This is a genomic window from Kordiimonas sediminis (assembly GCF_014656395.1).
In the GTDB taxonomy this organism is placed as follows: Bacteria; Pseudomonadota; Alphaproteobacteria; order Sphingomonadales; family Kordiimonadaceae; genus Kordiimonas_A; species Kordiimonas_A sediminis.
Genome location: NZ_BNCI01000001.1, coordinates 170,870 through 194,413, shown reverse-complemented (window position 1 = coordinate 194,413; position 23,544 = coordinate 170,870). Strand labels below are relative to the sequence as shown.

Annotated in this window: 24 protein-coding genes and 1 pseudogene; 21 read left to right on the top strand and 4 right to left on the bottom strand. The window is 49.8% G+C overall.

The window, feature by feature from the left end; translation table 11 throughout:
• Positions 1-5 precede the first annotated feature (5 nt).
• A complete protein-coding gene (locus IE181_RS00855; RefSeq protein WP_229819039.1) occupies positions 6-323 on the top strand; it encodes an ArsR/SmtB family transcription factor in 318 nt (105 codons plus the stop codon).
• A gap of 139 nt (positions 324-462) precedes the next feature.
• Entirely contained in the window at positions 463-1,194 is a 732-nt protein-coding gene (locus IE181_RS00850) for a Coq4 family protein (protein ID WP_191249673.1), read from the top strand.
• A 78-nt stretch (positions 1,195-1,272) separates the two neighbouring features.
• Here the strand turns inward: IE181_RS00850 and IE181_RS00845 are convergent, their stop codons facing one another.
• Both IE181_RS00845 and IE181_RS00840 read right to left on the bottom strand, forming a co-directional pair.
• Positions 1,273-2,451, bottom strand: coding sequence for a pyridoxal-phosphate-dependent aminotransferase family protein (locus IE181_RS00845; protein ID WP_191249672.1), 1,179 nt, complete (start codon positions 2,449-2,451; stop codon positions 1,273-1,275).
• A gap of 138 nt (positions 2,452-2,589) precedes the next feature.
• On the bottom strand, positions 2,590-3,789 hold the full coding sequence (locus IE181_RS00840) for a lipid A deacylase LpxR family protein (protein WP_191249671.1): 1,200 nt from the start codon (positions 3,787-3,789) through the stop codon (positions 2,590-2,592).
• A 165-nt stretch (positions 3,790-3,954) separates the two neighbouring features.
• Between IE181_RS00840 and hppD the strand changes: the two genes are divergently transcribed.
• The 19 genes and pseudogenes from hppD to IE181_RS00745 all read left to right on the top strand — a co-directional run bounded on the left by hppD (position 3,955) and on the right by IE181_RS00745 (position 22,019).
• Positions 3,955-5,040: a 4-hydroxyphenylpyruvate dioxygenase gene (hppD, locus tag IE181_RS00835; RefSeq protein WP_191249670.1), complete on the top strand. Its 1,086-nt coding sequence runs from the start codon at positions 3,955-3,957 to the stop codon at positions 5,038-5,040.
• Between the two features lie 10 nt (positions 5,041-5,050).
• Positions 5,051-5,599 carry a VOC family protein gene (locus IE181_RS00830; protein WP_191249669.1) on the top strand — a complete coding sequence of 183 codons (549 nt, stop codon included), beginning with the start codon at positions 5,051-5,053 and terminating at the stop codon, positions 5,597-5,599.
• Between the two features lie 323 nt (positions 5,600-5,922).
• Positions 5,923-6,477 carry a sigma-70 family RNA polymerase sigma factor gene (locus IE181_RS00825; RefSeq protein ID WP_229819038.1) on the top strand — a complete coding sequence of 185 codons (555 nt, stop codon included), beginning with the start codon at positions 5,923-5,925 and terminating at the stop codon, positions 6,475-6,477.
• Complete coding sequence (locus IE181_RS00820; RefSeq protein WP_191249668.1) at positions 6,474-7,181, top strand: ChrR family anti-sigma-E factor; 708 nt, start codon at positions 6,474-6,476, stop codon at positions 7,179-7,181. Before IE181_RS00825 ends, IE181_RS00820 begins: the two co-directional genes overlap by 4 nt.
• A 104-nt stretch (positions 7,182-7,285) precedes the next feature.
• The gene (locus IE181_RS00815; RefSeq protein ID WP_191249667.1) at positions 7,286-8,311 is read left to right on the top strand and encodes a sensor histidine kinase; all 1,026 of its coding nucleotides are present in this window, start codon (positions 7,286-7,288) and stop codon (positions 8,309-8,311) included.
• Between the two features lie 149 nt (positions 8,312-8,460).
• Positions 8,461-9,489, top strand: coding sequence for a PstS family phosphate ABC transporter substrate-binding protein (locus tag IE181_RS00810; protein WP_373308354.1), 1,029 nt, complete (start codon positions 8,461-8,463; stop codon positions 9,487-9,489).
• A gap of 46 nt (positions 9,490-9,535) precedes the next feature.
• Positions 9,536-10,480 (top strand): annotated as a pseudogene (pstC, locus tag IE181_RS00805) (phosphate ABC transporter permease subunit PstC); the annotation flags it as partial.
• Positions 10,473-11,720 carry a phosphate ABC transporter permease PstA gene (pstA, locus tag IE181_RS00800; RefSeq protein ID WP_191249664.1) on the top strand — a complete coding sequence of 416 codons (1,248 nt, stop codon included), beginning with the start codon at positions 10,473-10,475 and terminating at the stop codon, positions 11,718-11,720. The pseudogene pstC and the gene pstA, both read left to right, overlap by 8 nt.
• A 5-nt stretch (positions 11,721-11,725) precedes the next feature.
• A complete protein-coding gene (gene pstB / locus IE181_RS00795; RefSeq protein ID WP_373308329.1) occupies positions 11,726-12,526 on the top strand; it encodes a phosphate ABC transporter ATP-binding protein PstB in 801 nt (266 codons plus the stop codon).
• 51 nt (positions 12,527-12,577) lie between these two features.
• The gene (gene phoU, locus IE181_RS00790) at positions 12,578-13,288 is read left to right on the top strand and encodes a phosphate signaling complex protein PhoU (protein ID WP_191249662.1); all 711 of its coding nucleotides are present in this window, start codon (positions 12,578-12,580) and stop codon (positions 13,286-13,288) included.
• A gap of 17 nt (positions 13,289-13,305) precedes the next feature.
• The gene (phoB, locus tag IE181_RS00785) at positions 13,306-14,004 is read left to right on the top strand and encodes a phosphate regulon transcriptional regulator PhoB (RefSeq protein WP_191249661.1); all 699 of its coding nucleotides are present in this window, start codon (positions 13,306-13,308) and stop codon (positions 14,002-14,004) included.
• A gap of 69 nt (positions 14,005-14,073) precedes the next feature.
• Positions 14,074-15,108: a selenide, water dikinase SelD gene (selD, locus tag IE181_RS00780; protein WP_191249660.1), complete on the top strand. Its 1,035-nt coding sequence runs from the start codon at positions 14,074-14,076 to the stop codon at positions 15,106-15,108.
• Positions 15,109-16,203, top strand: coding sequence for a tRNA 2-selenouridine(34) synthase MnmH (gene mnmH, locus IE181_RS00775; protein WP_191249659.1), 1,095 nt, complete (start codon positions 15,109-15,111; stop codon positions 16,201-16,203).
• A complete protein-coding gene (locus tag IE181_RS00770) occupies positions 16,200-16,952 on the top strand; it encodes a PepSY domain-containing protein (protein WP_191249658.1) in 753 nt (250 codons plus the stop codon). The genes mnmH and IE181_RS00770 overlap by 4 nt, the downstream gene beginning before the upstream one ends.
• Before the next feature lie 11 nt (positions 16,953-16,963).
• Entirely contained in the window at positions 16,964-17,839 is an 876-nt protein-coding gene (locus IE181_RS00765) for an HpcH/HpaI aldolase/citrate lyase family protein (protein ID WP_191249657.1), read from the top strand.
• A 175-nt stretch (positions 17,840-18,014) separates the two neighbouring features.
• The gene (locus IE181_RS00760; RefSeq protein ID WP_191249656.1) at positions 18,015-19,382 is read left to right on the top strand and encodes an NAD(P)/FAD-dependent oxidoreductase; all 1,368 of its coding nucleotides are present in this window, start codon (positions 18,015-18,017) and stop codon (positions 19,380-19,382) included.
• A complete protein-coding gene (locus IE181_RS00755) occupies positions 19,379-20,206 on the top strand; it encodes a DUF1365 domain-containing protein (protein WP_191249655.1) in 828 nt (275 codons plus the stop codon). The genes IE181_RS00760 and IE181_RS00755 overlap by 4 nt, the downstream gene beginning before the upstream one ends.
• Positions 20,203-21,450 (top strand): SAM-dependent methyltransferase, encoded by a 1,248-nt coding sequence (locus tag IE181_RS00750; RefSeq protein WP_191249654.1) that lies wholly within the window; start codon positions 20,203-20,205, stop codon positions 21,448-21,450. Before IE181_RS00755 ends, IE181_RS00750 begins: the two co-directional genes overlap by 4 nt.
• A gap of 44 nt (positions 21,451-21,494) precedes the next feature.
• A complete protein-coding gene (locus tag IE181_RS00745) occupies positions 21,495-22,019 on the top strand; it encodes a DUF3833 domain-containing protein (protein WP_229819037.1) in 525 nt (174 codons plus the stop codon).
• A gap of 59 nt (positions 22,020-22,078) precedes the next feature.
• On the opposite strand, the gene IE181_RS00740 is transcribed toward IE181_RS00745, so the two are convergent.
• On the bottom strand, positions 22,079-22,846 hold the full coding sequence (locus IE181_RS00740) for an SDR family NAD(P)-dependent oxidoreductase (protein WP_191249653.1): 768 nt from the start codon (positions 22,844-22,846) through the stop codon (positions 22,079-22,081).
• On the bottom strand, positions 22,843-23,529 hold the full coding sequence (locus IE181_RS00735) for a DUF6134 family protein (RefSeq protein ID WP_191249652.1): 687 nt from the start codon (positions 23,527-23,529) through the stop codon (positions 22,843-22,845). Before IE181_RS00735 ends, IE181_RS00740 begins: the two co-directional genes overlap by 4 nt.
• Between the last annotated feature and the right edge of the window lie 15 nt (positions 23,530-23,544).

Sequence of the window (23,544 nt, the reverse complement as noted above, 5' to 3'; positions counted from 1 at the left end):
TCAATATGAAAAATTCCTTAGTAAAAGAAACATCCTTTGAAAACATGTCCGCGAATGCAGACCGTGCGGCATCCATGATGAAATTATTATCAAACCCCAGCAGATTGATGATTTTGTGCCATCTGAACGAAGGGGAGCAAACGGTAGGCGCCTTGGTGGAGACAGTTGACCTGTCGCAGTCTGCCGTTTCCCAGCATCTTGCCAAATTGCGTGAACAGGGAATCGTCCAGTCACACCGCGAAGGGCAGAATATCTACTATAAAATCAGTAGCACCGAAGTCCATGCCATCATCAAGATGTTATATAGCCTTTATTGTCGCTGAATAGCAGGAATATATCCGGCGAAGCAAAGGCAATAAAACAGGCAATGCCGTAGCTCTGTTTGCCCACTGCAATAAAACTGGACTAGTAAGTCCATTTAATATAAAGTGCAGTTGGTGGATACGGCAGAGGTGAGGAAAAGTGTCGGATATTGCAACTGATTTTACATTCAAGCATAACCCATTGCAGTTTCGGGTGGCTTGGAAGGCGCTTAAAGATTTAATCGCAAACAAAGAAGATACCGAGCAGGTTTTCATTATTATGAAGGCTTTGTCAGGTAGTTCGCAGTCCCGTCAGTTTCAGCGCTTCATGAAAACCGAAAATGGCCAGCGCATTCTGCGGGAACGTCCTGTTTTGTTGAATACTCTGATGGACCGGGACTATCTGGCATCCCTGCCAGTGGGGTCAGTCGGGCGGACGTATCTCAGTTTCATGGAAGAAGAAAACCTGACGGCTGATGGTCTTGTCGAAGCCAGTGAGGTGTCACCCATTGATGTTGAAAGCGAGGATTTTCGCCTGTATCTGGAGCGTATGCGCGATGTCCATGATCTGTGGCATGTTCTGTCTGGCTATGGTCGTGATGGCTTTGGAGAGGCCTGCGTGGTTGCCTTTAGTTATGCGCAGACAAAAAGTCTTGGTTTTGCTGCCATTGCTTTGATGGGCGGATACGATTTCAATAAAAAGGTACCGGGTCATGGCATATGGAGTGCGATTTGGCAGGCTTACAGAAACGGCAGAAAAAGTGCTTGGCTGCCTGCTGTAATGTATGAGGAAATTCTGCCGCGCCCATTAGAGGAAGTGCGGCAGGAATTAAATATCATGCCGCCTAGTAAATATTTGGGAAGTCCCGAAGTCATTGCAGCGACAGCATAGAATTTAAGACAGCAGCCTTAGCCTAATACGGACCGTGGCACTTGCCCTCCGGTCCGTTTTTTTAAGTGTAGCTAGAAGTTAGACGCCGTAGATGGCATTTGCTGCGGCAACAGCGCGCCCTGACTGTATAGGCGCATTAGCAGCAGACAGGATATTGTCGAGCGCCGACAAGCACAAAAGCACATTCTGCTTGCTCGCTGCATGGCCCATCAGGCCAATCCGCCAGGCTTTGCCAGCCAGGTCACCAAGACCGGCCCCAATTTCCAGATTATAATCAGCCAGCAGGGCCGAGCGCACAGCGGCATCATCAACGCCGTCTGGGATTGCTACCAGATTTAACTGGGGCAGGCGGTGTTCTTTGGCAACCAGCATGTCGAGGCCCATGGCTTCCAGGCCCGCCACCAGTGCCGCATGGTGCTTGCTGTGTCTGGCCCACGCATTTTCAAGACCTTCTTCCTTTAAGGCTACGAGCGACTCGTGCAGGGCATACATGGCGTTTACAGGTGCCGTGTGGTGGTAGGCGCGTTTGCTGTTCCCGCCCCAATAGCCCATGACCAGTTGCATGTCGAGGAACCAGCTTTGAACCTTGGTGTTACGTGCGTTGATTGTATCCACTGCCCGCTGACTGAAAGTGACGGGAGAAATGCCAGGCACACAGGATAGGCATTTCTGACTGCCGGAATAGACAGCGTCTGCACCCCATGCGTCTACCAGTAGCGGTATGCCGCCAAGGGATGTTACGGCGTCAACGATAGTCAGGGCATTATTCTCGCGGGCAAGGGCACAGAGTGCCTTGGCATCGCTTTCCACACCTGTGGATGTTTCAGCGTGCACGAACGCAAGAACTTTGGCATCCGGATTTGCGGTGAAAGCCTCTTTGACTTTGTTCAGGTCAATCGCGGTGCCCCATGTGTCTTCTACCATAATGGCTGTCGCACCGCAGCGTTCGACATTCTCTTTCATCCTGCCGCCAAAGACACCGTTCTGGCAGACAATAACTTTGTCGCCCGGGCTGACAAGATTAACAAAAGCGGCTTCCATCCCTGCGGAACCTGGGGCCGATATAGGCAGTGTCAGGGCGTTTTCAGTTTGAAATGCATATTGCAGCAACCCTTTGATGTCGTCCATCAGGTCAACAAAAGCAGGATCCAGATGGCCGATAGTTGGTCTGCCAAGTGCCTCCAGAACGCGGGGGCTGACATCGGACGGACCTGGTCCCATTAATGTGCGTTGCGGCGGATGAAAACTGTTTGTCATGGGAAAATCCTTTGCTGCTAATACCATTGGCCTATCAGCGTGTGCCAGATGAAAGCCCATATGGCAAGCCTATGGCGGCATTTCTAGTTGCTATAAGCTTGGTATAGCCTTTTGTCGGACTTTAGATGCTTAAGATGTTTAGCGCCGCCAGCTAATGTTAAACCCACACCAGTGATGGGTACGTTTTTCGGTCAGGACATGTTCTGTGGTGCGGCTGTTGCAGGTGAAGATCAGATTTTTGCTTTGGTCCCTGCCGAACGTCCAGCCAAATCCTGCTGATACGTCAAAGACAAAATCCTTCACCTGGTCACTACTCAGACAGTGGGCAGAGTCTCGGAATTGACACTGCAATAAGGCATTATAACCCACAAGGCTGCCCCTTAGTCCAGCAAGGAAATAGACCTGGTGTTGGCGCTGTCTGACGGCTACATATTGGTTAGTGTTGCTTTGATAATTGGCGGCGTTGACCACGTTCCAGACGGGGGTGGATTTATCAATCTGGCCAAGGCGCATAACGATGCCAGCACTTGCGCTTGTCATATACCCAAGTGTGGCCTCTGCGGAATAGGCAATATCCAGAAATTTGAACCGGTCGGTAGGGACGCGTCTGTACCAGGCTGCCCTATACATCATGGTGGGCTCACCGCCGTCGGAAACCTGGTTGTGCCAGCCTTCCGGGTCAAAGGGTTCTTCGTCCCCAGTGACCCCGCGCCATGCTTTGTGGAAGCCAGTTTGCCCCCACTCTGCCAGCGGTAGGCCAAGTGCACCAAGCGTCAGGCTGGTCTCGAACGCTTCATCATTGCCTGGGTTTGCATAAACCTGGCTAGTGGTCAGATAGAGAAGAGAGGCATAAGGCCTGTCTTCGGTGATCGGGTCTACTGCCGTCAGGTCATCCGGTGTGAAGGCGCTGATCCCAACAGATGTTGTATAATAGGTGTTGCGGAAATTTGTCATCAAAGGCTGAAGCGGCGCATGGATGACATCCAGCAGCTTATAGCCAAAACGCGAAAAGCCCTTCGTTTTGTCACCATTCCACGACAGCATAAATCCCATCGTATAATCCCTGTCTTCATTCAGGTTGGGGATCGGTAGAAACAGGTCCTGATCAATATGAAAGGACATGGAACAGATGGAGCAATCTTCTTCTGGTGCGGAGCCCCCCGGCTCTTGGGCCGGGACTTCTGCACTTGTGGGTGTTGACGATTGCGGGACTTCCCGATCGCTGGCGACAGGTATCTCACCGGGGCTGTCTGCCCGGTCTTCGGGCGCAGCAATAGATGCATCTGCCATAACCGGCATGAGTGTCGACCCCATCAGTGCAACCAGTAACCTTTTCATAACCCTATAATACAGCCCGAAAATCTGTAACGTCAAAGAAAAAGCAGAGAGTTTATTCCGTATATGGAATGAGGTACTGCCCCTAATAGTTACACTTGAAACTAATGGATTATCAGCGTATAATGCCGCCAATTGATTCACCAAAGTTTTGTTAGGGAGACAGTAATGGCTGATTTGTTTGAAAATCCGATGGGGCTGGACGGGTTTGAATTTGTTGAGTTCACCGCACCGGAAAAGGGCATCCTTGAACCGGTTTTCGAAATGATGGGTTTTACCAAAGTAGCTGTTCACCGGTCCAAGGATGTGAACCTTTGGCGGCAGGGCGATATTAACTTCATTACTAATTACGAGAAGAAATCCCACGCCTCTTACTATGCGGATGAGCATGGCCCGTCGGCATGCGGTATGGCGTTTCGGGTTCGGGACGCGCACAAAGCCTATGACCGTGCTCTGGAAATGGGGGCGCAGCCAGTAGAAGTTGAAACTGGTCCGATGGAACTGCGTCTGCCTGCGATCAAGGGTATTGGCGGTGCGACGGTTTATCTGATTGATCGCTACAAAGACGGCGAGACCATTTATGATATTGATTTTCACTGGATTGAAGGTGTTGACAAGCATCCAAAAGGCTTTGGCTTCCATACGCTTGATCACCTGACCCATAATGTGTACCGGGGCCGGATGGACCACTGGGCGAAATATTATGAGACAATCTTCAATTTCCGGGAAATCCGTTATTTCGATATCAAGGGCGAATATACGGGCCTTCTGTCTAAGGCGATGACAGCACCGGACGGTAAAATCCGTATTCCGCTAAATGAAGAAGCCGCTGGCGGTGGCGGCCAGATTGAAGAGTTCCTGATGCAGTATAATGGCGAAGGTATCCAGCATATCGCCTTTGCCTGTGATGATCTGATTGCGTGCTGGGATAAATTGAAGGCAGCGGGCATGCCCTTTATGACGGCACCTCCGGCAACATATTACGATATGCTGGAAGAGCGGTTGCCAGGTCACGGCGAGCCAGTGTCCGAGTTGCAGTCTCGTGGTATTCTTCTGGACGGTACGACGGATGGGGAAGCGCCGCGATTGTTGTTGCAAATCTTCTCTGAAACCCAGTTAGGTCCGGTGTTCTTTGAATTTATTCAGCGTAAGGACGACGAGGGCTTTGGCGAAGGAAATTTCAAGGCGCTGTTTGAAAGTATTGAACGGGATCAGCTGTCTCGCGGTGTCATTGGCGATTCAGCTGCAGAATAGGAGCTAGGTCGTGGATATTAAAAAGATACACCATGTGGCTTATCGGTGCCGGGATGCGAAGGAAACAGTCGATTTTTACCGGGACGTAATGGATATGGACCTGGTGTTGGCGATTGCCGAAGACCAGGTGCCGTCGACCAAAGCGCCGGACCCGTATATGCATATCTTCCTGGATGCAGGAATGGGCAACGTTCTGGCGTTCTTTGAACTGCCTAACTCCCCTGAAATGGACCGGGATCACAATACTCCGGAATGGGTACAGCATATTGCCTTTGAGCTGGAAGATATGGACGCCCTTATGGCAGCGAAGAAACAGATTGAATCCCACGGTATTGATGTGCTGGGTCCAACGGACCACGGTATTTTCAAGTCGATCTATTTCTTTGACCCAAATGGGCACCGACTGGAACTGGCAGCAAATTGTTGCCCGGAAGGTGCGATGGAAGAACTTCACAGAGTTGCTCCGGCAATGATTGAAGAATGGTCTCAAACGAAAAAGGCGCCCAAACATGCCGCTTGGCTCCACACAGGCGAAGGTTTTCCCGGTCTTGTCGACTAGATAGGCAATATCCTGTCTTTTCCCTACTCAAAGACAGGAAAGCTGGGAATGGGGGCTTAAGGGTGCTGCGGTTGCAGCGCCCTTTTTGTTTGTGCGGCCCTCATCGAAACGGGTATCCGGTGTCGATGTATTTTTTGTTGATCCAGCCGTAAATCGGCTGCGTAATAACAGACATGCAAGTGATGTTAGACACACGCCGGACAGTCGCAAGACCGAGTCCCCTTCGACGGGAAGATATTCTTCCGCCGTCCTTGACTTCTGTGCACGGGGCGTTGGATACTCGGCCAATTCGACGTAAAGCTGCGACAGGGTCAGGGGTCAGTGTGATAACAGAGCGGGAAAAGTACGAATCCTTGGTGATGCGCGTTGCAGAACATAAGGACAAAGCAGCCTTTAAGGAGCTGTTTCTTTATTTTGCGCCGCGGGTCAAGGCACATCTGGTCAAGCTTAGTATGGATCCCAGACTGGCTGAAGATTTGGCGCAGGACGTTATGGTCAAGGTATGGCGCAAAGCAGGGCAATATAATCCGGCCAAAGCGCGGTTATCGACCTGGATTTTTACCATTGCCCGTAACAGTTATATCGATCAGGTACGGAAACAAAAATATCCCGAGGTAAACGCCGATGACCACCTTGGGGAGATGGTTGCCGATGAGAAAACGGAAAAGCCTCTCGAACAAAAACAAACTGCGGCCAGGGTGAATAATGCAATGAAGCACCTGAAGCCTGAGCAGGTTGAAGTCATCCAGTTATCGTTTTTTGAAGAATTGTCCCATTCGGAAATTGCTGAAAGATTACAGCTGCCGCTGGGAACTGTGAAGTCACGAATACGGTTGGCGTTTAAGACGTTACGTAAAGAGTTAGGAGAATACGAATGAAGCCTCATGGCTTGATTGGGGATGAATGGCTGGTTTCCTACGCAGCAGGGTCACTTGGTGAAGCCCATGCCTGTGTTGTGGCGGCCCACATTGATTACCATCCGGCTTTGAAATCAAAGCTTCGGGATGCAGAAGATATTGGTGGGGCACTTTTGGAAGTGTCTGAGCCAGACAGCCTGCAGAGCGATTCCTTTGATGCTGTGATGGCAAAAATTACTGCATTCGAGGAAGACATGTTTGGTGCTGTCCACATGGACACTGAGCAGAAGGATACTGTTCCGCCGATTGTGGTGGGAACAGATATATTGCCTGCTTCCAGTTTGCCATCCTCGCTTAGTCAATATATTGCAGATAAAGACCTGAACAGTCTGAAATGGCGCAGGATGGGACCCGGTATGTCGCAAGTGCGTTTGTGGGACGGCCCCAAGGGTGAAAAGTTGTGGCTGTTGAAAGCGCGCGGCGGTACCGAAATGCCGGTTCATGATCACAACGGGCTGGAGATGACTTTGGTGCTGCAGGGCGGCTATCAGGTGGGTGCATCCCATTATACACCCGGCATGATCGAATTGGCTGATACGGACACAAAAGACCATCATCCGGTGATTGATGAAGGTGAAGACTGTATCTGTCTTGTGGTGACGGAAGCCCCTATCAAACTGCATAGTTTTATTGGTCGGCTTGTACAGCCTTTCATTGGTCTGTAGGCTTTTCTGCGGCATTACAATTTTTGCAAAGGCCTGCTGGCATGGTGCTGGCGGGCCTTTATTATTGTCTTTTAATTGTAATATATATCCGGTAATCAAACGGCATGACACCTTTGAAACCTGAATATTTACCAGATCTGAACTGGATGCCGTTACCTGCCTTGCTGGTGGGGTATGACCGTCACCTTGTTGCTTTTAACCGCCAGTTTGAAGACATGTTTCCGTCAGCTAATGTCGGACTGGATATGTCTATGGTTATCCGGGACCCAGGGTTTCTGGATGCGATTGACCGTGTGGTGCATACCAATGAACGCCTGACCAGTAATTTCAGTACCAAGGGGCAGGCCGAACGTCATTTTACATCCTATATCCAGCCCTTGGTCGGGTATGACGATCTATTGATCATCAGTCTGTATGAAACGACCAAAGCCTACGAGTCAGAACGGATGCGGTCCACATTTGTGGCCGATGTCAGCCATGAACTGCGTTCACCACTGACGACCATGATCGCGACGCTTGAAACGTTAAAAGGCCGTGCTGGCGAAGACAAGGCAACACGGGACCGTTTTGTTGATATGACAGCGGCAGAAGCGGGGCGAATGCACCGGATTGTCAATGACCTGCTGGCACTATCCGCAACTGAGGCCCGTAAGCATATCACGCCAAGCGAGCGTGTTTCCCTGAAACCTATTTTGGAAAGCATCATCAAGCTGGTGCGGGAACGCGCTGCACAAAAAGGTATGACAGTTCAGGCAGATATTGCTTCTGACTTGCCCGCGATTGCCGGTGAAACGGATCAATTGACACAGGTGTTCCAGAATTTGATCGATAATGCGATCAACTATGGGGATCGGTCTACCGATCTGAAGATTCGCCTGTTCCGCGATGCAGCTAAAAACATGCAGGGTGTCTCTGTTACCAATTTTGGCAATGTTATCAGCCCGGACCATATCCCAAGACTGACGGAACGTTTCTACCGCGTGGATAGCAGTCGGTCCCGTCATCTGGGGGGGACGGGTCTTGGACTCGCCATCGTAAAGCATATCCTTGGTCGCCACAAAGGGCGACTTTCTGTCGAAAGCAGCGAGGAAAGTGGCACAATTTTTACTGTCTATCTCCCTGAAAAATAGGCATTATTTCCGGTGAAATCTCTAGTATTTCCCAATGTCACATAACTGTAACATAGCTGTCATAAATTCTGTCACAAACGGGTGAGATGAGTCCCGTGAACATCGTTCTTAAATAGATATGAAAGACAGAATTTATTATGAAGTTTGAGATCAAAAAATCCGCAATGGTTGCTGCCGCGCTGGCATGTACAGCTGCACTCCCTTCTGCTGCTCATGCAGAAGATCAGGTTCGCATCGTTGGCTCGTCCACTGTGTATCCTTTTTCCACAGTTGTTGCAGAACGTTTTGGCCGCACATCCGGTTTTAAAACACCAATCGTGGAAAGCACAGGAACCGGTGGCGGTTTTAAGCTTTTCTGTGCCGGTGTTGGTTCAGATACGGTAGACGTTATCAACGCCTCTCGTGCGATCAAAAGCTCTGAAGTTGAAATGTGTGCGGGTAACGGCGTTCAGAATATCATCGAAGTCAAAATTGGTTATGACGGTATTGTTCTGGCAAATTCTAATGCAGCACGGGACTTTTCTGTATCAACCAAGGATATTTTCCTTGCTCTCGCAAAAGAAATTCCTGCAGCCGACGGTAGTCTGGTTGAAAATACCAATGTTACCTGGTCTGATGTGAATGCATCCCTGCCGAATACAAAAATTGAAGTTCTGGGCCCACCACCAACATCAGGTACACGCGACGCGTTCCTCGAGCTTGCGATGGAAGCAGGCTGCAAGCAGTTTGACAGCATCAAGGCGCTGAAGTCTTCTGACAAAAATGCTTACAAAGCAGTGTGTCATACAATGCGTGAAGATGGTGCCTTCATTGATGCGGGTGAAAATGACAACTTGATCGTACAAAAGCTGGATGCGAATGAAAATGCGCTTGGGATTTTTGGCTTCAGCTTCCTTGATCAGAATAGCGATAAGGTTAAGGCTGCAAAAATCAACGATGTTGATGTAAGCTTTGAAGCAATTGCAGACGGTAGCTACCCAATTTCCCGTCCGCTGTATTTCTATGTAAAGGGTGAGCACCTGACGTCGGTAAAAAGTCTGAAGCCGTTTGTCGAGGAATTCATCAGTAACGCTGCATCTGGCGAAGAAGGATATTTGTCTGATCGGGGTTTGATCCCGATGGGTGAAGAAGAAAGAGCAGAGTTTCTTTCAAAGATCACTAGCCAGCTCAATAAGTAGTACCTAGTAAATAACAATCGTCTGGAAGGACAGGTATATGCCCGCAAGTCCATCATTACGTGGCACAAGCAAGGGTAAAAAACTGATGACGGAGAGGCTGATCAAGCTTGGGCTGTTAGCCTCATCCGGCATCGCGGTTCTGGTTACAATCGGGATTGTCTTCTCGCTCGTCGTGGAATCGGTACGTTTTTTCTCTGAGGTCAGTTTTTTCGATTTCATGTTCGGCCTTGAGTGGAACCCGCAAACGGCAATGCGCTCGGATCAGGTGGGCTCGTCCGGGGCATTTGGTGCCGTGCCTTTGTTGGCAGGAACCATTTTAATCAGTGCCATCGCGCTATTGGTTGCAGGCCCCTTGGGTATTTATTCGGCGGTGTATTTGTCTGAATATGCGTCAGCCAGACGTCGCGCTATCGTGAAGCCAACGCTTGAAGTGCTCGCGGGTGTACCGACCGTTGTTTACGGGTTCTTCGCTGCGATTGTCATTGCCCCATTATTACGGGATGCAGGGGCTGCGATTGGGCTGGAGATTGCATCTGAGTCTGCTCTGGCTGCCGGTCTTGTGATGGGCGTGATGATCATTCCGCTTGTATCCTCGATTTCAGACGACGTGATTTCTGCCGTGCCTGCATCCTTGCGCGAAGGGTCTATCGGTTTGGGTGCGACCAAGTCAGAGACAATTCGTAAGGTGGTATTGCCCGCAGCATTGCCCGGCATTGCTGGCGGTATGATGCTGGCAGCGTCTCGCGCGGTTGGCGAGACAATGATCGTGGTTATGGCCGCGGGTCTTGCCGCCAACCTGACAATAAACCCTCTGGAAGCTGTTACGACGGTGACTGTGCAGATTGTAATGCTGCTGACAGGCGATCAGGAGTTCGACAGTGCGAAAACTCTGGCAGCTTTTGCCCTTGGCCTTGCGCTTTTTGTCATAACCCTATTGTTCAACATGGTCGGGAACTGGTTTGTGAACCGGTATAGAGAAGCATATGACTGATACTAACAAAACATCGCTGACGCGGGAGTCGTTGCCAGGCCTTAATCGCCGGTACCGTGCTGAACGGCGTTTCCACCTTGTTGGGAAAATGGCTGTTGCCTTCAGCCTGGCTTTCCTGACTTTCCTGATTGGCTCAATCGTCTATCAGGGTATCGGAGCCTTTTTTCAGACGGAAGTTCGTCTGGAGGTGCCACAGGAGATGATTGCAGAGCATGGGGATGACGGCTTTACTTTGCTGCGGCAGAGCATGTTGCATAATCTGCCGGATGCCAAAGGGCGTTCCGCACGCAGAGAAGCCTATAAGATGGCAGGCGAGGGTTCAGATATCGAATTGCTATCGGCTATTGCGGATCAGCAGACGCAAGCCGCTGTAGTAACTGTATGGATACCTGTGTCCGATGATATCGACATGGCTTACAAAAGCGATTTTGCCCCGGATATGCTGGGTAGTTTTTCTGACCGCCAGAAAGGGTGGCTGGATACATGGGTCGCAGATGACAGGCTTCGAATGTCTTTCAATACCGGTTTCCTTGTGAACGGTGATAGCCGTGACCCGGAGCGTGCCGGTATTGGGGGTGCGCTGATGGGCTCTATCTTCACACTGGTGGTATGTTTGGTTCTATCCTTTGTGATTGGTATCCTTGCAGCAATCTATCTTGAGGAATTTGCGCCTAAAAATAAGCTTACGGCTTTCCTTGAGGTTAACATCAATAACCTCGCAACAGTGCCGTCGATTATTTTCGGCTTGCTCGGTCTTGCGGTCTTTTTGAACACCTTTGGCTTGCCGCGTTCTTCGGCTCTGGTTGGCGGTATGGTTCTGTCCCTGATGACGTTGCCGACAATCATTATTGCCAGCCGTGTCGCGCTGCAGTCTGTGCCGCCATCCATTCGGGAAGCAGCGCTAGGGCTAGGTGCTACGCACATTCAGGCAGTGTTCCACCATGTGTTGCCTTTGGCACTGCCGGGTATGTTGACTGGAACAATTCTGGGTATGGCGCGTGCGCTGGGCGAGACGGCTCCCCTTTTGATGATTGGTATGGTTGCCTTTATTGCAGATCCTCCAAGCAGCTTTATGGACCCGACATCCGCGCTGCCAGTCCAGGTGTATTTGTGGGCCGATAGTCCAGAGAGGGCTTTTGCAGAGAAAACATCCGGTGCGATTATTGTTCTGCTGCTCTTTTTGTTCGTAATGAATTTGACCGCGATCATTTTGCGGAAGAAACTTGAAAAGAAATGGTAAGTCGAATGACAGTTTTAGAAAAACTTGTAAAAGCGGAGGATACTGCGGTGCAGCCTAAAATTCTGGCGAAAAATGTGAATGTTGCCTACGGTGACCGCCAAACTCTGTTCGGCATTGATCTGGAAATAGCGCCCCAGAAGGTGACGGCACTGATTGGCCCATCCGGATGTGGTAAGACAACATTCCTGCGGTGTCTGAACCGTATGAATGATCTGATACCAACCTGTAAGGTTGAGGGAACGATCACTCTGGACGGACAGGATATTTACGACAAAAGTGTCGATGTCGAAGTTCTGCGACGCCGTATCGGCATGGTTTTCCAGAAGGCAAATCCGTTCCCGAAGTCAATTTATGAAAATGTCGCCTACGGGCCGCGTATCCACGGTTTGGCAAAAACGAAGGCTGACCTTGATGCGATCGTAGAGAAAAGCCTGCGCCGCGCGGGGTTGTGGGATGAAGTACATGACCGTCTGGATAGTCAGGGTACAGGTCTTTCAGGTGGCCAGCAGCAGCGTCTGTGTATTGCCCGCGCGATTGCGATTGAGCCAGAAGTGATCCTGATGGATGAGCCGTGTTCTGCGCTTGATCCGATTGCGACGGCCAAGATCGAAGAATTGATGAACGAACTGAAGCAGCGCTACACGATTGTTATTGTGACGCATTCCATGCAGCAGGCTGCGCGAGTGTCGGACACGACGGCTTTCTTCCACCTGGGGTATCTGGTGGAAACCGGTGCAACGGCAGACATGTTCACCAACCCGCAAGACGAAAGAACAGAAGCCTACATTACCGGGCGTATTGGCTAATAAATGCTTCATGGCTTTTGGGCCACGCATTTTAAAAAGTGAAAGAAAACTATGCCACAGGAACATATCGTAAAAGCCTATGACGATCAGCTTGCTGACCTTGACCGCACAATCGCGGAAATGGGTGGACTGGTTGAAAAACTACTGTCTGACGCTACAAACAGCGTTGTGAATTATGATGTAGAGCTAGCGAAGCAGACAATTGCCTCTGATAAGCGCATTGATGCGTGCGAGCAGGAAATCGTCGAAGGGGCGACCAAGCTTCTGGCGCTGCGTCAGCCAATGGCGGCGGATCTGCGCAAGGTCATTGCGACCATCCGCTTGTCAAATGATCTCGAACGGATGGGCGACTATGCCAAGAATATCTCCAAAAGGGTGATCACCATCTCTCAGTCGCCGATCTTGTCCAGCATTTCCCGTTCCGTTGAGCGAATGAGTAAAATGGTGGAAGACATGATCCGTGAAGTACTGGATGCATACATTCAGGGCGATGTCGCCAAGGCCCATCAGGTTATCTACAGTGATGAAGACGTTGACCGCCTGCATACATCACTGTTCCGGGAAATCCTGACCTATATGATGGAAGACCCTCGTAATATCACAGCTTGTACGCATTTTCTGTTTATCGCGAAGAACATCGAACGTATCGGTGATCATGCGACGAATATTGCAGAGCAAATTCATTTCATCGTTGAAGGCGATACCTTCGACAACCATCACGAAAGTAAAGATAAGTCAGCAACCATCGTTGCCGAGCTTTGATGGAACGAGAGTAGACTATGCAAGATACGTCACACATTCTTATCGCCGAGGACGAAATTGGTCAGGCGGAAATCCTGAAGTATAATCTGGAAGATGCCGGTTTCCGTGTATCGGTCGCGAATGATGGTGAAACAGCTACGCAGATGATTGAGGATGAAAAGCCTGATCTGCTGGTGCTGGACTGGATGATGCCGGAAATGTCGGGCATCAAATTGATGCGGTGGCTGCGTGCGCGCGATGAATCCAAGGGCCTGCCAGTTATTATGCTGACGGCCCGCGGTGAAGAAGACGACAGGCTGCGCGGGTTTGAAGTAGGCGTTGATGACTTTGTGGTTAAACCCTATCTGCCCAGCGAACTTGTTGCCCGAATTAATGCGGTCATGCGCCGGTCGCGTCCAGATTTGCAGCAAAGTTTGCTGACATACGCCGATATCGTCATGGACCTTGAAAGCAAAAAGGTCACCCGTGCAGGCAAGATCATCAAACTGGGGCCAACGGAATTCAGGCTTCTGAAGGTGTTCCTGTCGCGCCCAGGTAAGGTGTTTAGCCGTAATCAGCTTCTGGATCTGGCGTGGGGTCATGATGTGTATGTGGAAGACCGTACTGTGGATGTTGCCATCAGGCGCTTGCGGATGGCTTTGAATATGCACGGACTACCTGATTTATTCCGTACTGTCCGCAGCGAAGGCTATGCGATTGATGCCGCAGAATCCTAATGGTTGGCGCTAGCCAATTGAGTTGCATTTCCAGTCCTGCTATAGCCATAGCAAGCGAAGGGAAATAGCATGGATATTAAATTAACTGAATATAGCCACGGCGCGGGCTGTGGCTGTAAAATTTCGCCGAAAATACTGGATACGATCCTTCGGTCCTCTTTTGTCCCGGCGGACGATCCAAAGCTTCTCGTTGGTAACGCGACCCGGGATGATGCAGCCGTGTATGATATGGGGGATGGCCGCGCGGTTATCAGTACAACCGATTTTTTCATGCCCATAGTTGATGATCCATTTGATTTTGGGCGTATCGCAGCGACGAATGCAATCAGCGATATTTACGCTATGGGCGGCAAACCCTTGATGGCGATTGCTATTTTAGGATGGCCGGTGAATGTGCTGGCGCCAGAAGTTGCAGCAAAGGTTATTGATGGCGGGCGGCAGGCGTGCGCCGAGGCTGGCATTTTACTGGCAGGTGGGCATTCCATTGATGCCCCGGAGCCTATCTTCGGACTTGCTGTCACGGGTGAAGTCCAGATCGCAGACCTGAAAGAAAACAGCAAGGCAACGGCAGGTTCAAAACTATTTCTAACCAAACCGCTAGGTGTCGGCGTTCTAACAACGGCAACCAAACAGAAAAAACTGAAATCAGAGCATGCAAATCTGGCGCGGGATATTATGTGCCAGATGAACAGTGTTGGGGCTGATTTTGCAAAACTACCATCAGTAACGGCACTTACTGACATCACCGGATTTGGCTTATTGGGGCATTTAGCGGAGATTTGCGAAGGTAGCGGGCTGGGTGCCGTGCTTGATTTTGCGTCAGTACCTGTCTTGCCGCCTGTGGAAGAGTATCTTGATTTGGGCTGTATCCCGGGCGGAACGAACCGGAACTTTGACAGTTATGGTCATAAGATTGGCCCGGTGACGGACAGGCAGAAACAGATACTGTGTGATCCTCAGACCAGCGGCGGGTTGCTCGTTGCAGTCGAACCATTTGGTCTTGAGGCGTTTTATGCCAGTGCCGCCCATGCGGGACTCTCCTTGGAGCCAATTGGTGAATTGGTGCCGCACACATCGGATAATGCACTTGTACAGGTGGTGTAGGTGAAACGTCCCGATACATCAGCTTATCTTGATTTATTTTTAAAGGATGTGCCGCTTATTGATTTGCGGGCACCGGTTGAGTTCGCCAAAGGGGCTTTTCCGACCGCTGTTAACCTGCCGCTGATGTTGGATGATGAACGCGAAAGTGTGGGCATCGAATATAAGGAACACGGGCAGGAAGCGGCAATCCGTTTAGGGCACTCGCTTGTTACCGGAATGGTCAAGGAAAACCGGCTTGCCGCCTGGAAGGCTTTTATCGATGAAAATCCGGAAGGGTATTTATATTGTTTTCGAGGCGGTCTGCGGTCCCAATTAAGCCAGCAGTGGATGAAAGAAGCGGGATTACCTTATCCGCTGGTGAAAGGAGGCTATAAAGCTCTTCGCCGTTATCTTATTGACAGTATTGATGAAATTGTAACCAGGCAGGCATTTTTCATTATTGCTGGCCGGACAGGTGTGGGTAAAACCGATTTTCTGCAGCCATTTCCAACGGCAATTGATCTTGAAGGGTTGGCGCAGCACCGCGGCTCCAGCTTCGGGCGCCGAATTTCAGGCCAGCCTACGCAGATTAATTTTGAAAATACGCTTGCTATAAAGCTTCTGAAGATCAGGCATGGGTATCCGGATAAGCCAATTCTTGTAGAAGATGAAAGCAATCGGATTGGGGGTATTACATTGCCGCTGTCACTGGTCAGCCGCATGAAAGAATGGCCACTGGTTATTCTTGATGAACCGCTTGAAAGCCGGGTTGAGCGTATCCACAGGGATTATGTTGTTTTACTGACAGAAGAATATATCCAGAACTTTGGCGACGGCGGGCTTGCAGCTTATGGGGATTTCATGCGGCAATCCTTCGCCCGTATTAAAAACAGACTTGGCGGTGTCAATTATAAACATTTGACAACCCTGCTTGAAGACGCCTTACTAGCGCAGGAAAAAGGGGACAATCACAGTCATAAAGACTGGATTAGGGATTTGCTGCTAAACTATTATGATCCTATGTACGATTATCAGTTATCCCGCAAGGATAACCCGATTGTATTCAGTGGGCATCCTGAAGAAGCAGCAGTATTTTGCAGGGAACAGTGTGCGTGAGTAAGCAAAAGTTTCATATTCTGGCGAGCAAAGTCCATAAGTGGATTGGCTTGATACTTGGTATTCAGCTCTTGTTTTGGGTATCTGGTGGTTTCGTCATGAGCTGGTTTCATATTAACCAGGTGCGCGGCGATCATCTCGTTAGCATAGAAGCGCCTGGTCGGATTGATGTGGCGGATTATAGTTTGCCCTCCCTTAAAGCAGAGCTTGCAGAGTATGCAGAGGAAACAACATCGATTGCACTGGATCAATTGATGGGGCAGCCGGTTTTCAAGGTTACGCTAACTGATGGCAAGGTCGTATATTTTGATGCTGCCACCGGGCACGCACTGCCTCAGCTGGGTGCAGACGAGATCAGGGCGATTGCAAGTGGCTTTTATGTTGGGGACGGGCCGCTTGCTTCTGTGGAGTTTTTGGAAGAGACCGAAGTGGAATACAGGGGAAGCCTGCCTGTCTGGCGTGCTGATTTTTCTGATAGCCAGAATACCAGTCTTTATATCCATCCGGAAACAGGTCAGCTTCTTTCAACCCGAACAGACCTTTGGCGGTTTTATGACTTTATGTGGATGTTGCACATAATGGATTATGATACGCGGGACGATTTTAATAATCCCTTGCTGTATACCACTGCATTTGCCGCATTATTCTTCGTAATTTCGGGGTTTGTTTTGCTGTATTTTCGGTTCCACCGCAAAGATTTCAATTTCATCATGGGAAAGCGGGCCCCGCGCTCTGCCAGGAAAAAGTAAGAGTACTCTGTATGTCTGATAGTCAGCCCTGTCGCAGTTTTCTCTATATGCCTGCATCAAATGATCGTGCGCTTGAAAAGGCAAAGTCACTGCCGGCAGATGGGTATATATTTGATCTGGAAGATGCAGTTCGGCCCGATGCGAAAGCCGCCGCACGCGAACAGGCAGTAGAGGCGGCAAACAGTGGTGCCTACGGCAGAAAATCTGTTCTGATCCGGGCGAACGGCCTTGATACGCCGTGGGGACAGGCAGACATAAGTGCAATTGCCTGCAGCGAAGCAGACGGAATTGTGGTGCCCAAAGTCAATTGCATTGATGATGTCAATCTGATCGAAGATCAGATGGACGCGGCAGGCGCTCCGGAGACTTTTCAGCTTTGGATCATGATGGAAACACCGGCTGCCTTTTTAAACGCAGCCTCTATTGCTGGTGCGGGTGGGCGTCTTAAAGGGATGATTATCGGCAGTAATGATTTGATTAAGGATATGCGGGCGCGCCATATCCCTGACCGTAGTAATATCCTGCCAGCCCTAACGCTCGCGCTGTTGGCCGCGCGGGCACACGGCCTTGTAATTCTTGATGCTGTCTATAATGCGATCAAGGATGAAGAGGGCTTCATCGCAGAAGCGAGACAGGCACTGACAATGGGCTTTGATGGTAAATCGCTGGTGCATCCTGCCCAAATCGCACCGGCAAATAGGGTGTTCAGCCCGGCAGAGGAAGAGGTCGAAGAGGCACATGCCATCATTGCAGCCTATGAGGAAGCCTTCGCAGCAGGGAAGGGTGTAGCGGCATATCAGGGAAAGATGATTGAGGATCTACATGTTGCAGAGGCAAAAAGACTGGTAGCTGTCGCACAGGCCATCGCGGCCTTTGATGCCGAGTAAGTCTTAGACATCATCTACATTGCCTTATTTCTGTTAGTGTGGGGGTATGTGCAGATAGGCACCATGCGGTAAATTGCAGCGCGCTGTGATAAAACACATAATCTGATGGATGGCTGTAATCCAATGATCTCACTTTGGCGTAAGAAGATCATTGAAATTACAAAGGCTTCTTTCCATGGATTTATCACAACCGCCTCTTCGTATCGCAGTTATCGGTGCTGGTATTTCTGGCATGGGGGCCAGTTGGTTACTGTCCCAGAAGCATAACGTTACCGTATATGAGGCAGGCCCCAATCTTGGTGGGCATGCAAATACCGTAGATGTATTAGACGACGGGAAAACCATCCCTGTTGATACCGGATTTATTGTCTGTAACGACCGTAATTATCCTAACTTCCTAGCCCTGATGAAGGCCGTAGGTGTCACGCTTCACGCAACAGATATGTCGTTCGGTGTATCTATGGACGGAGGCGGCTTTGAATATGCAGGCAGTGACAAGCTCTCCGAGCTTTTTGCCCAGCCGGGTAATATTTTACGGCCACGGTTCTGGCGGATGCTGAAGGAGCTGTTGCGCTTTTACAAGGCAACAAATGGCCTTGCTCCTGAACAGGTTGGTATGATTAGTCTGCGGGATTATTTGCGCGAGCATAACTATGACGAGACATTCCTGCGTGATCATATCCTCCCGATGGCAGCTGCCGTATGGTCGACGCCGTCTGAAAAGGTTGGTGATTTCCCACTGAAAAGTTTTCTGCGGTTTTGCCAAAATCACGGCTTATTGCAGGTGTCTGACCGCCCGCAGTGGTACACGGTTCCCGGGGGGAGTCGTACCTACGTAAACGCAGTGAAGGAGCATTCTGGCGCACAGTATCTGACCAGTACTGCGGTTAACCGCATCATTCGTACAGAGAGCGGTGTGCTGGTTTTCGCAGGCAATGACGTGCAGCAGTATGACCGTATTCTGATTGCCACACATGCAAACACAGCCCTGCGTCTTCTTGAGGATGCTGACCCGCTGGAAACAGAAATCTTAAGCAGCTTTTCCTATGCACCCAATCAGGCAGTTCTGCACAGCGATACGCAGTTTATGCCTAAACGGCGGAAAGCGTGGTCCAGTTGGAATTATTTGCACGGCAAAGATGAGGATCAGTCCAGCCTGTCTGTAACCTACTGGATGAACCGCCTGCAACCGCTTGATACAGATAAGCCGATGTTTGTCACTTTAAACCCGGCCAGCGAACCAGATCCGGCGCTTGTGCATTATACCACTGATTATGAGCATCCAATTTTTGATATGAAAACACTGGAAGCGCAGCTACGTCTGGGCGAACTGATGGGACACCGTAATATTTGGTATGCAGGCGCTCATTTCGGGTATGGCTTCCACGAAGATGGTCTTCAAAGTGGGCTTCATGCTGCTGAACAGATGGGCGATATCAGCAGGCCGTGGATTACCCCGGATATGAATAATCGTATTCTTATGCTGGATGCTGAAAATACTGCGCAGGCTCCCCTGCACTCAGTAAAGGCAGAAGCGGTATGACCGGTAGCGGGCTCTATACAGGAACTGTGTTCCATAAACGGTATAGACCGAAGGTGCATGCCTTTACTTACCGTGTGTTTAACCTGTTCCTAGATCTGGATACGGTGGCAGAGACAGCCCGCGGGCTAAACTTGTTTTCCGTGAACCGTTTTAATATTGTCAGTTTTTATGAAAAAGATCACGGCGACAGGGATAGCTCGGACGCTCTGCCGCTGAAACAGCGCATGTTGGATATGCTGTCCCGGGAAGGACATGACACTGCAGCGGTCCGGAAAGTCTATCTGCTGACCTATCCGCGCATACTGGGCTATGTTTTTAACCCGCTTTCTGTTTTTTACTGTTGCGGTGCAGACGGTAAACCCCTTTTCGTGATCTACGAAGTCAGTAACACTTTTGGTGAGCGGCATAACTATATTCATGTGCTTCGGGAAGGTGCCAGTATGACGGATAGTCATTTCGCAGAAAAAGTCTTTCACGTCAGTCCCTTCTTTGAAATGGACGGGCAGTACAGGTTTAATCTGACAGAACCGGATGAGAAGTTATCTGTCGCCATCAACTATTCGAAAACGGGTACACGGCTTTTGACGGCTACATTTTGTGGCGAAAGATGTTCTCTGACTGACAGGAACCTTGCGACACTATGTGCGCAGATGCCGTTGATGACCTTGAAAGTTTTCGCAGGAATATTGTTTGAAGCCGCCCGCCTTTGGGTCAAGAGGATAACAGTATTTCCGCACCGTCAGAAGCATGACTATCAGTCATCAGAGACGACACCACCCCTTTCTCGAAAATCCACATTGTTGCACCAGGAGGACGCCGCATGAAGAACCCTGAAACTCTCTCTGATCCTGTGATTGATGTTGGTAGCGACTATCTGAGATCAAGAAGTGAACAAGTGCAGAATGGCTTTCTGGCGCGCCATATTAAGGCGCTATTCAAGAATGCCCAAGTTGGGGAAATTACAGTCGTGGTAAAAGGCAGGGCACCAATAGTCCACCGCGGCATGTATCCGGGCTCGAAGGTCACTCTCGAGATTTGCAACTGGCGGGCAGTCTGGAAGTATTTGACTAGTGGTGAGTTGGGATTTGCGGATGCCTTTATCAGCGGAGATCTTAATATTGATAGCCCGGGCAACTTGTTTTCCTGGTATCTGGCCAATGAAGAGGCTGTTGTAAATACGCCTTCCGCAACATGGCTAACAGGGCTATGGAACCGCTTCACGCATAAATTTCTGAATAATAATAATCGCAGTGGATCGCGGAAAAACATCTCCTATCATTATGATCTTGGTAATGACTTTTACCGGGAATGGCTTGATCCGACGATGAGCTATTCATCGGGTGACTTTTCTAAGACGACCTGTCTGGAACAGTCCCAGCATGCCAAGTATGCCCGCATTTGTGATGCGATAGATATCCAGTCAGGTGACCGGGTTTTGGAAATTGGTTGCGGCTGGGGCGGGTTTGCCGAGCATGTGGTCAGTAGGTACGGTGCCGAATACAAAGGGATAACCATTTCACGCGAACAGCTTGCATACGCGCAAAAACGTCTGGAAAACGAACCGTCAGCAGATCTGGTGTTTGAAGATTACCGGGATACACAAGGGAAGTTTGACAAGATTGTTTCCATTGAAATGTTTGAGGCGGTTGGAGAGAACCACTGGCCGACATATTTCGAGACATTGAAAGAAAGATTGGCTGAGAACGGCAGAGCTTCCATTCAGGTGATTACGATTGATCATGACCGTTTTCTGAAATACCGGGACAAGGTCGATTTTATCCAGAAATATATTTTTCCTGGCGGCATGTTGCCCAGCAAAGAGGCTTTTAGAGAGCATGCAAATGCTGCGGGTCTGACGGTAACAGACTGCTTTGCCTTTGGTCCGGATTATGCCGAAACATTACGGCGGTGGCGGGAGAGTTTTATCACGTCCTGGCCACGCTTGCAGCAGCAAGGATTTGACGACCGTTTTTACCGGATGTGGCTCTATTACCTTGAATATTGCGAAGCAGGATTTGATGCGGGCACGATTGATGTTGTTCAGTTTAGCTTGCGTCATCAGGACTGAGCACTGTCGGCAGCCACAATGTGCACAGAAAAGGAGCCGTATGAATGATCAGATCTATTTTAATGATGCTTTTTGCTTTTGTTATCGCAGGATGCAGTACGATGAAAGTTAGTGATTTTACCAACCAGACCCCAACACTGTTAATCGAAGAATATTTCGTTGGCGAAACGATTGCTTATGGCGTTTTTGAGAACAGATCAGGGGAGGTTAAAAGCCAATTCAAAGTCGTTATCAACGGAACATACGAAGATAACGTCCTGACGCTTGATGAAGACTTTTTCTATAAGGACGGCAGCGTTGATAAACGTATCTGGAAAATCCGGAAATTGCCTGACGGTACGTATGAAGGGTCAGCAGACGGTGTAGTTGGCATAGCCCGCGGCGAAGCGTCCGGCAATGCGTTTAACTGGGTATATGTTTTTGATCTCCCTGTGGATGACACCAGCTATAAGCTGAAGTTCGATGATTGGATGTTCCTGCAGGAAGACGGTGTTCTTTTGAACCGGGCACATGTGACCAAATGGGGGTTTAATGTGGGCAGTGTTACGCTCAGTTTTTACAAACCCTGATATCGGATAGTTTTTCTGGTGGAATAAAGATTACAAAAGCTGCCTCTTAGGGCAGCTTTTTATGTGTCTGGATTCTGTTTCATAAGACGAAAGTACAGCCAGTAGGGCAGCCGGCTAAGGAGCCGCAGTACTGACACAAAAGGACGCGGGAAAGCTGTCTCGAAGGAGGCGCCAGACAAACCTTTCAACATGCGCTGCGCTGCATCTGCAGGCTCCATCAGTTGCGGCATGGAGAAACTATTTTTTTCGGTCAGACGCGTACGAATGAAACCGGGATTGACTATCCGCAGATCCAGGGAGGTGTCGATCAGTTCGCATCGTAGCCCTTCGACTAGATTTATCAGCGCTGCCTTGGTCGGAGCATAACCAACACCGCCTGGCAGGCCGCGCCAACCGCTAGGGGACGTGACCGAGGCAATAACGGTTCGCTGTTTCTGCGTTCTGAAAGGCAACAGGGCATCAAACATATGAACGATCCCCATATAGTTGACATCCACCATGGTCTGTATCGCGGTAGCACTGAAATCTTTCACGCCCATCGGGGTGTACACTGCTGCGTTTAGAATAATCAGGTCTGGCAGGTGCCCAAGCTCCGCCACTACGGTATCGGCTGCAATTTTACAGGCAGCCCTATCCGTTATGTCCAGTGGCAGCGGCACAAGGTTTGTATTTTCCTTGCATAAATCCGTGAGCGCACCAACGGAACGTGCTGATACATATGTTCGACATCCTTGTGTAGCTAATTGCCGGGCCGTTTCTGCGCCAAGACCACTGCTGCCGCCGATAATCCAGGCAGTCACCCATGGCTTTTGGTGGGTGGCTGTCATCCACTAACTCCGCACTGTACACATTCATAGGAAATGGTGGACCCGTCACGGCCCTTAAATCTTAGGCCAACCCAGCGCCCTTTTTCATCATACCAACTGGAAACATCCTGAAGGTCGCCGGCATAATCATAGCGTCTGGCCTTTATCGGACCGTTTGGCGTATCAATTGTTTCCCAGTCCCGCGGAATGATTTCTATGTCATTGACCCGTCCGGTGATCGTGTTGAAAACACTTGTCCGGTCCAGGACTGAAGGGTTCCAGTGGTTTGTCGGGAAAAGGGGGCTCTGTATATCGTGCGTTTTCTGTTTGTCATCCATCTGGATTGTAACCGAAGACATGTCAAAGTTTGCCGAAAATTCAGTAACATCGCCTCCGTCCCGGGTTCGGGCATCAAGACGCTTGAGAGTGCTATCCTGCCAAATTGACTTTGTTTTATAGTCAAATTTATAAGCGGTGAGGAAAAGAAACTTCACGCGCAGACGTGTTTCGGCTTCCACTTGTAAATGCCCTTGTTCCGTCTCGGAAAAAGTAACTTGATGCGAGCCGATTTTTTTGCCGTCCCGGTGAACCTGAAACTCCATTTTGGGGCCGTACGTTTCAAGCGCCCAATCATTTGTTATCTGCTTCGGCGTAGGGGCCGTCGAGGCTGTTAGGATACAGGTTGATGCAAGTAAGGCCAACACTATGAAACACTCCTT

Coding starts and splice junctions, on each gene's coding strand:
- phoB (WP_191249661.1), top strand. CDS start 13,306: ATGCAAGATACGTCACACATTCTTATCGCCGAGGACGAAATTGGTCAG.
- IE181_RS00760 (WP_191249656.1), top strand. CDS start 18,015: ATGGATTTATCACAACCGCCTCTTCGTATCGCAGTTATCGGTGCTGGT.
- IE181_RS00845 (WP_191249672.1), bottom strand. CDS start 2,451: ATGACAAACAGTTTTCATCCGCCGCAACGCACATTAATGGGACCAGGT.
- hppD (WP_191249670.1), top strand. CDS start 3,955: ATGGCTGATTTGTTTGAAAATCCGATGGGGCTGGACGGGTTTGAATTT.
- IE181_RS00740 (WP_191249653.1), bottom strand. CDS start 22,846: ATGACAGCCACCCACCAAAAGCCATGGGTGACTGCCTGGATTATCGGC.
- phoU (WP_191249662.1), top strand. CDS start 12,578: ATGCCACAGGAACATATCGTAAAAGCCTATGACGATCAGCTTGCTGAC.
- IE181_RS00765 (WP_191249657.1), top strand. CDS start 16,964: ATGTCTGATAGTCAGCCCTGTCGCAGTTTTCTCTATATGCCTGCATCA.
- IE181_RS00855 (WP_229819039.1), top strand. CDS start 6: ATGAAAAATTCCTTAGTAAAAGAAACATCCTTTGAAAACATGTCCGCG.
- pstA (WP_191249664.1), top strand. CDS start 10,473: ATGACTGATACTAACAAAACATCGCTGACGCGGGAGTCGTTGCCAGGC.
- selD (WP_191249660.1), top strand. CDS start 14,074: ATGGATATTAAATTAACTGAATATAGCCACGGCGCGGGCTGTGGCTGT.
- IE181_RS00820 (WP_191249668.1), top strand. CDS start 6,474: ATGAAGCCTCATGGCTTGATTGGGGATGAATGGCTGGTTTCCTACGCA.
- IE181_RS00745 (WP_229819037.1), top strand. CDS start 21,495: ATGATCAGATCTATTTTAATGATGCTTTTTGCTTTTGTTATCGCAGGA.
- IE181_RS00840 (WP_191249671.1), bottom strand. CDS start 3,789: ATGAAAAGGTTACTGGTTGCACTGATGGGGTCGACACTCATGCCGGTT.
- IE181_RS00815 (WP_191249667.1), top strand. CDS start 7,286: ATGACACCTTTGAAACCTGAATATTTACCAGATCTGAACTGGATGCCG.
- pstB (WP_373308329.1), top strand. CDS start 11,726: ATGACAGTTTTAGAAAAACTTGTAAAAGCGGAGGATACTGCGGTGCAG.
- IE181_RS00755 (WP_191249655.1), top strand. CDS start 19,379: ATGACCGGTAGCGGGCTCTATACAGGAACTGTGTTCCATAAACGGTAT.
- IE181_RS00750 (WP_191249654.1), top strand. CDS start 20,203: ATGAAGAACCCTGAAACTCTCTCTGATCCTGTGATTGATGTTGGTAGC.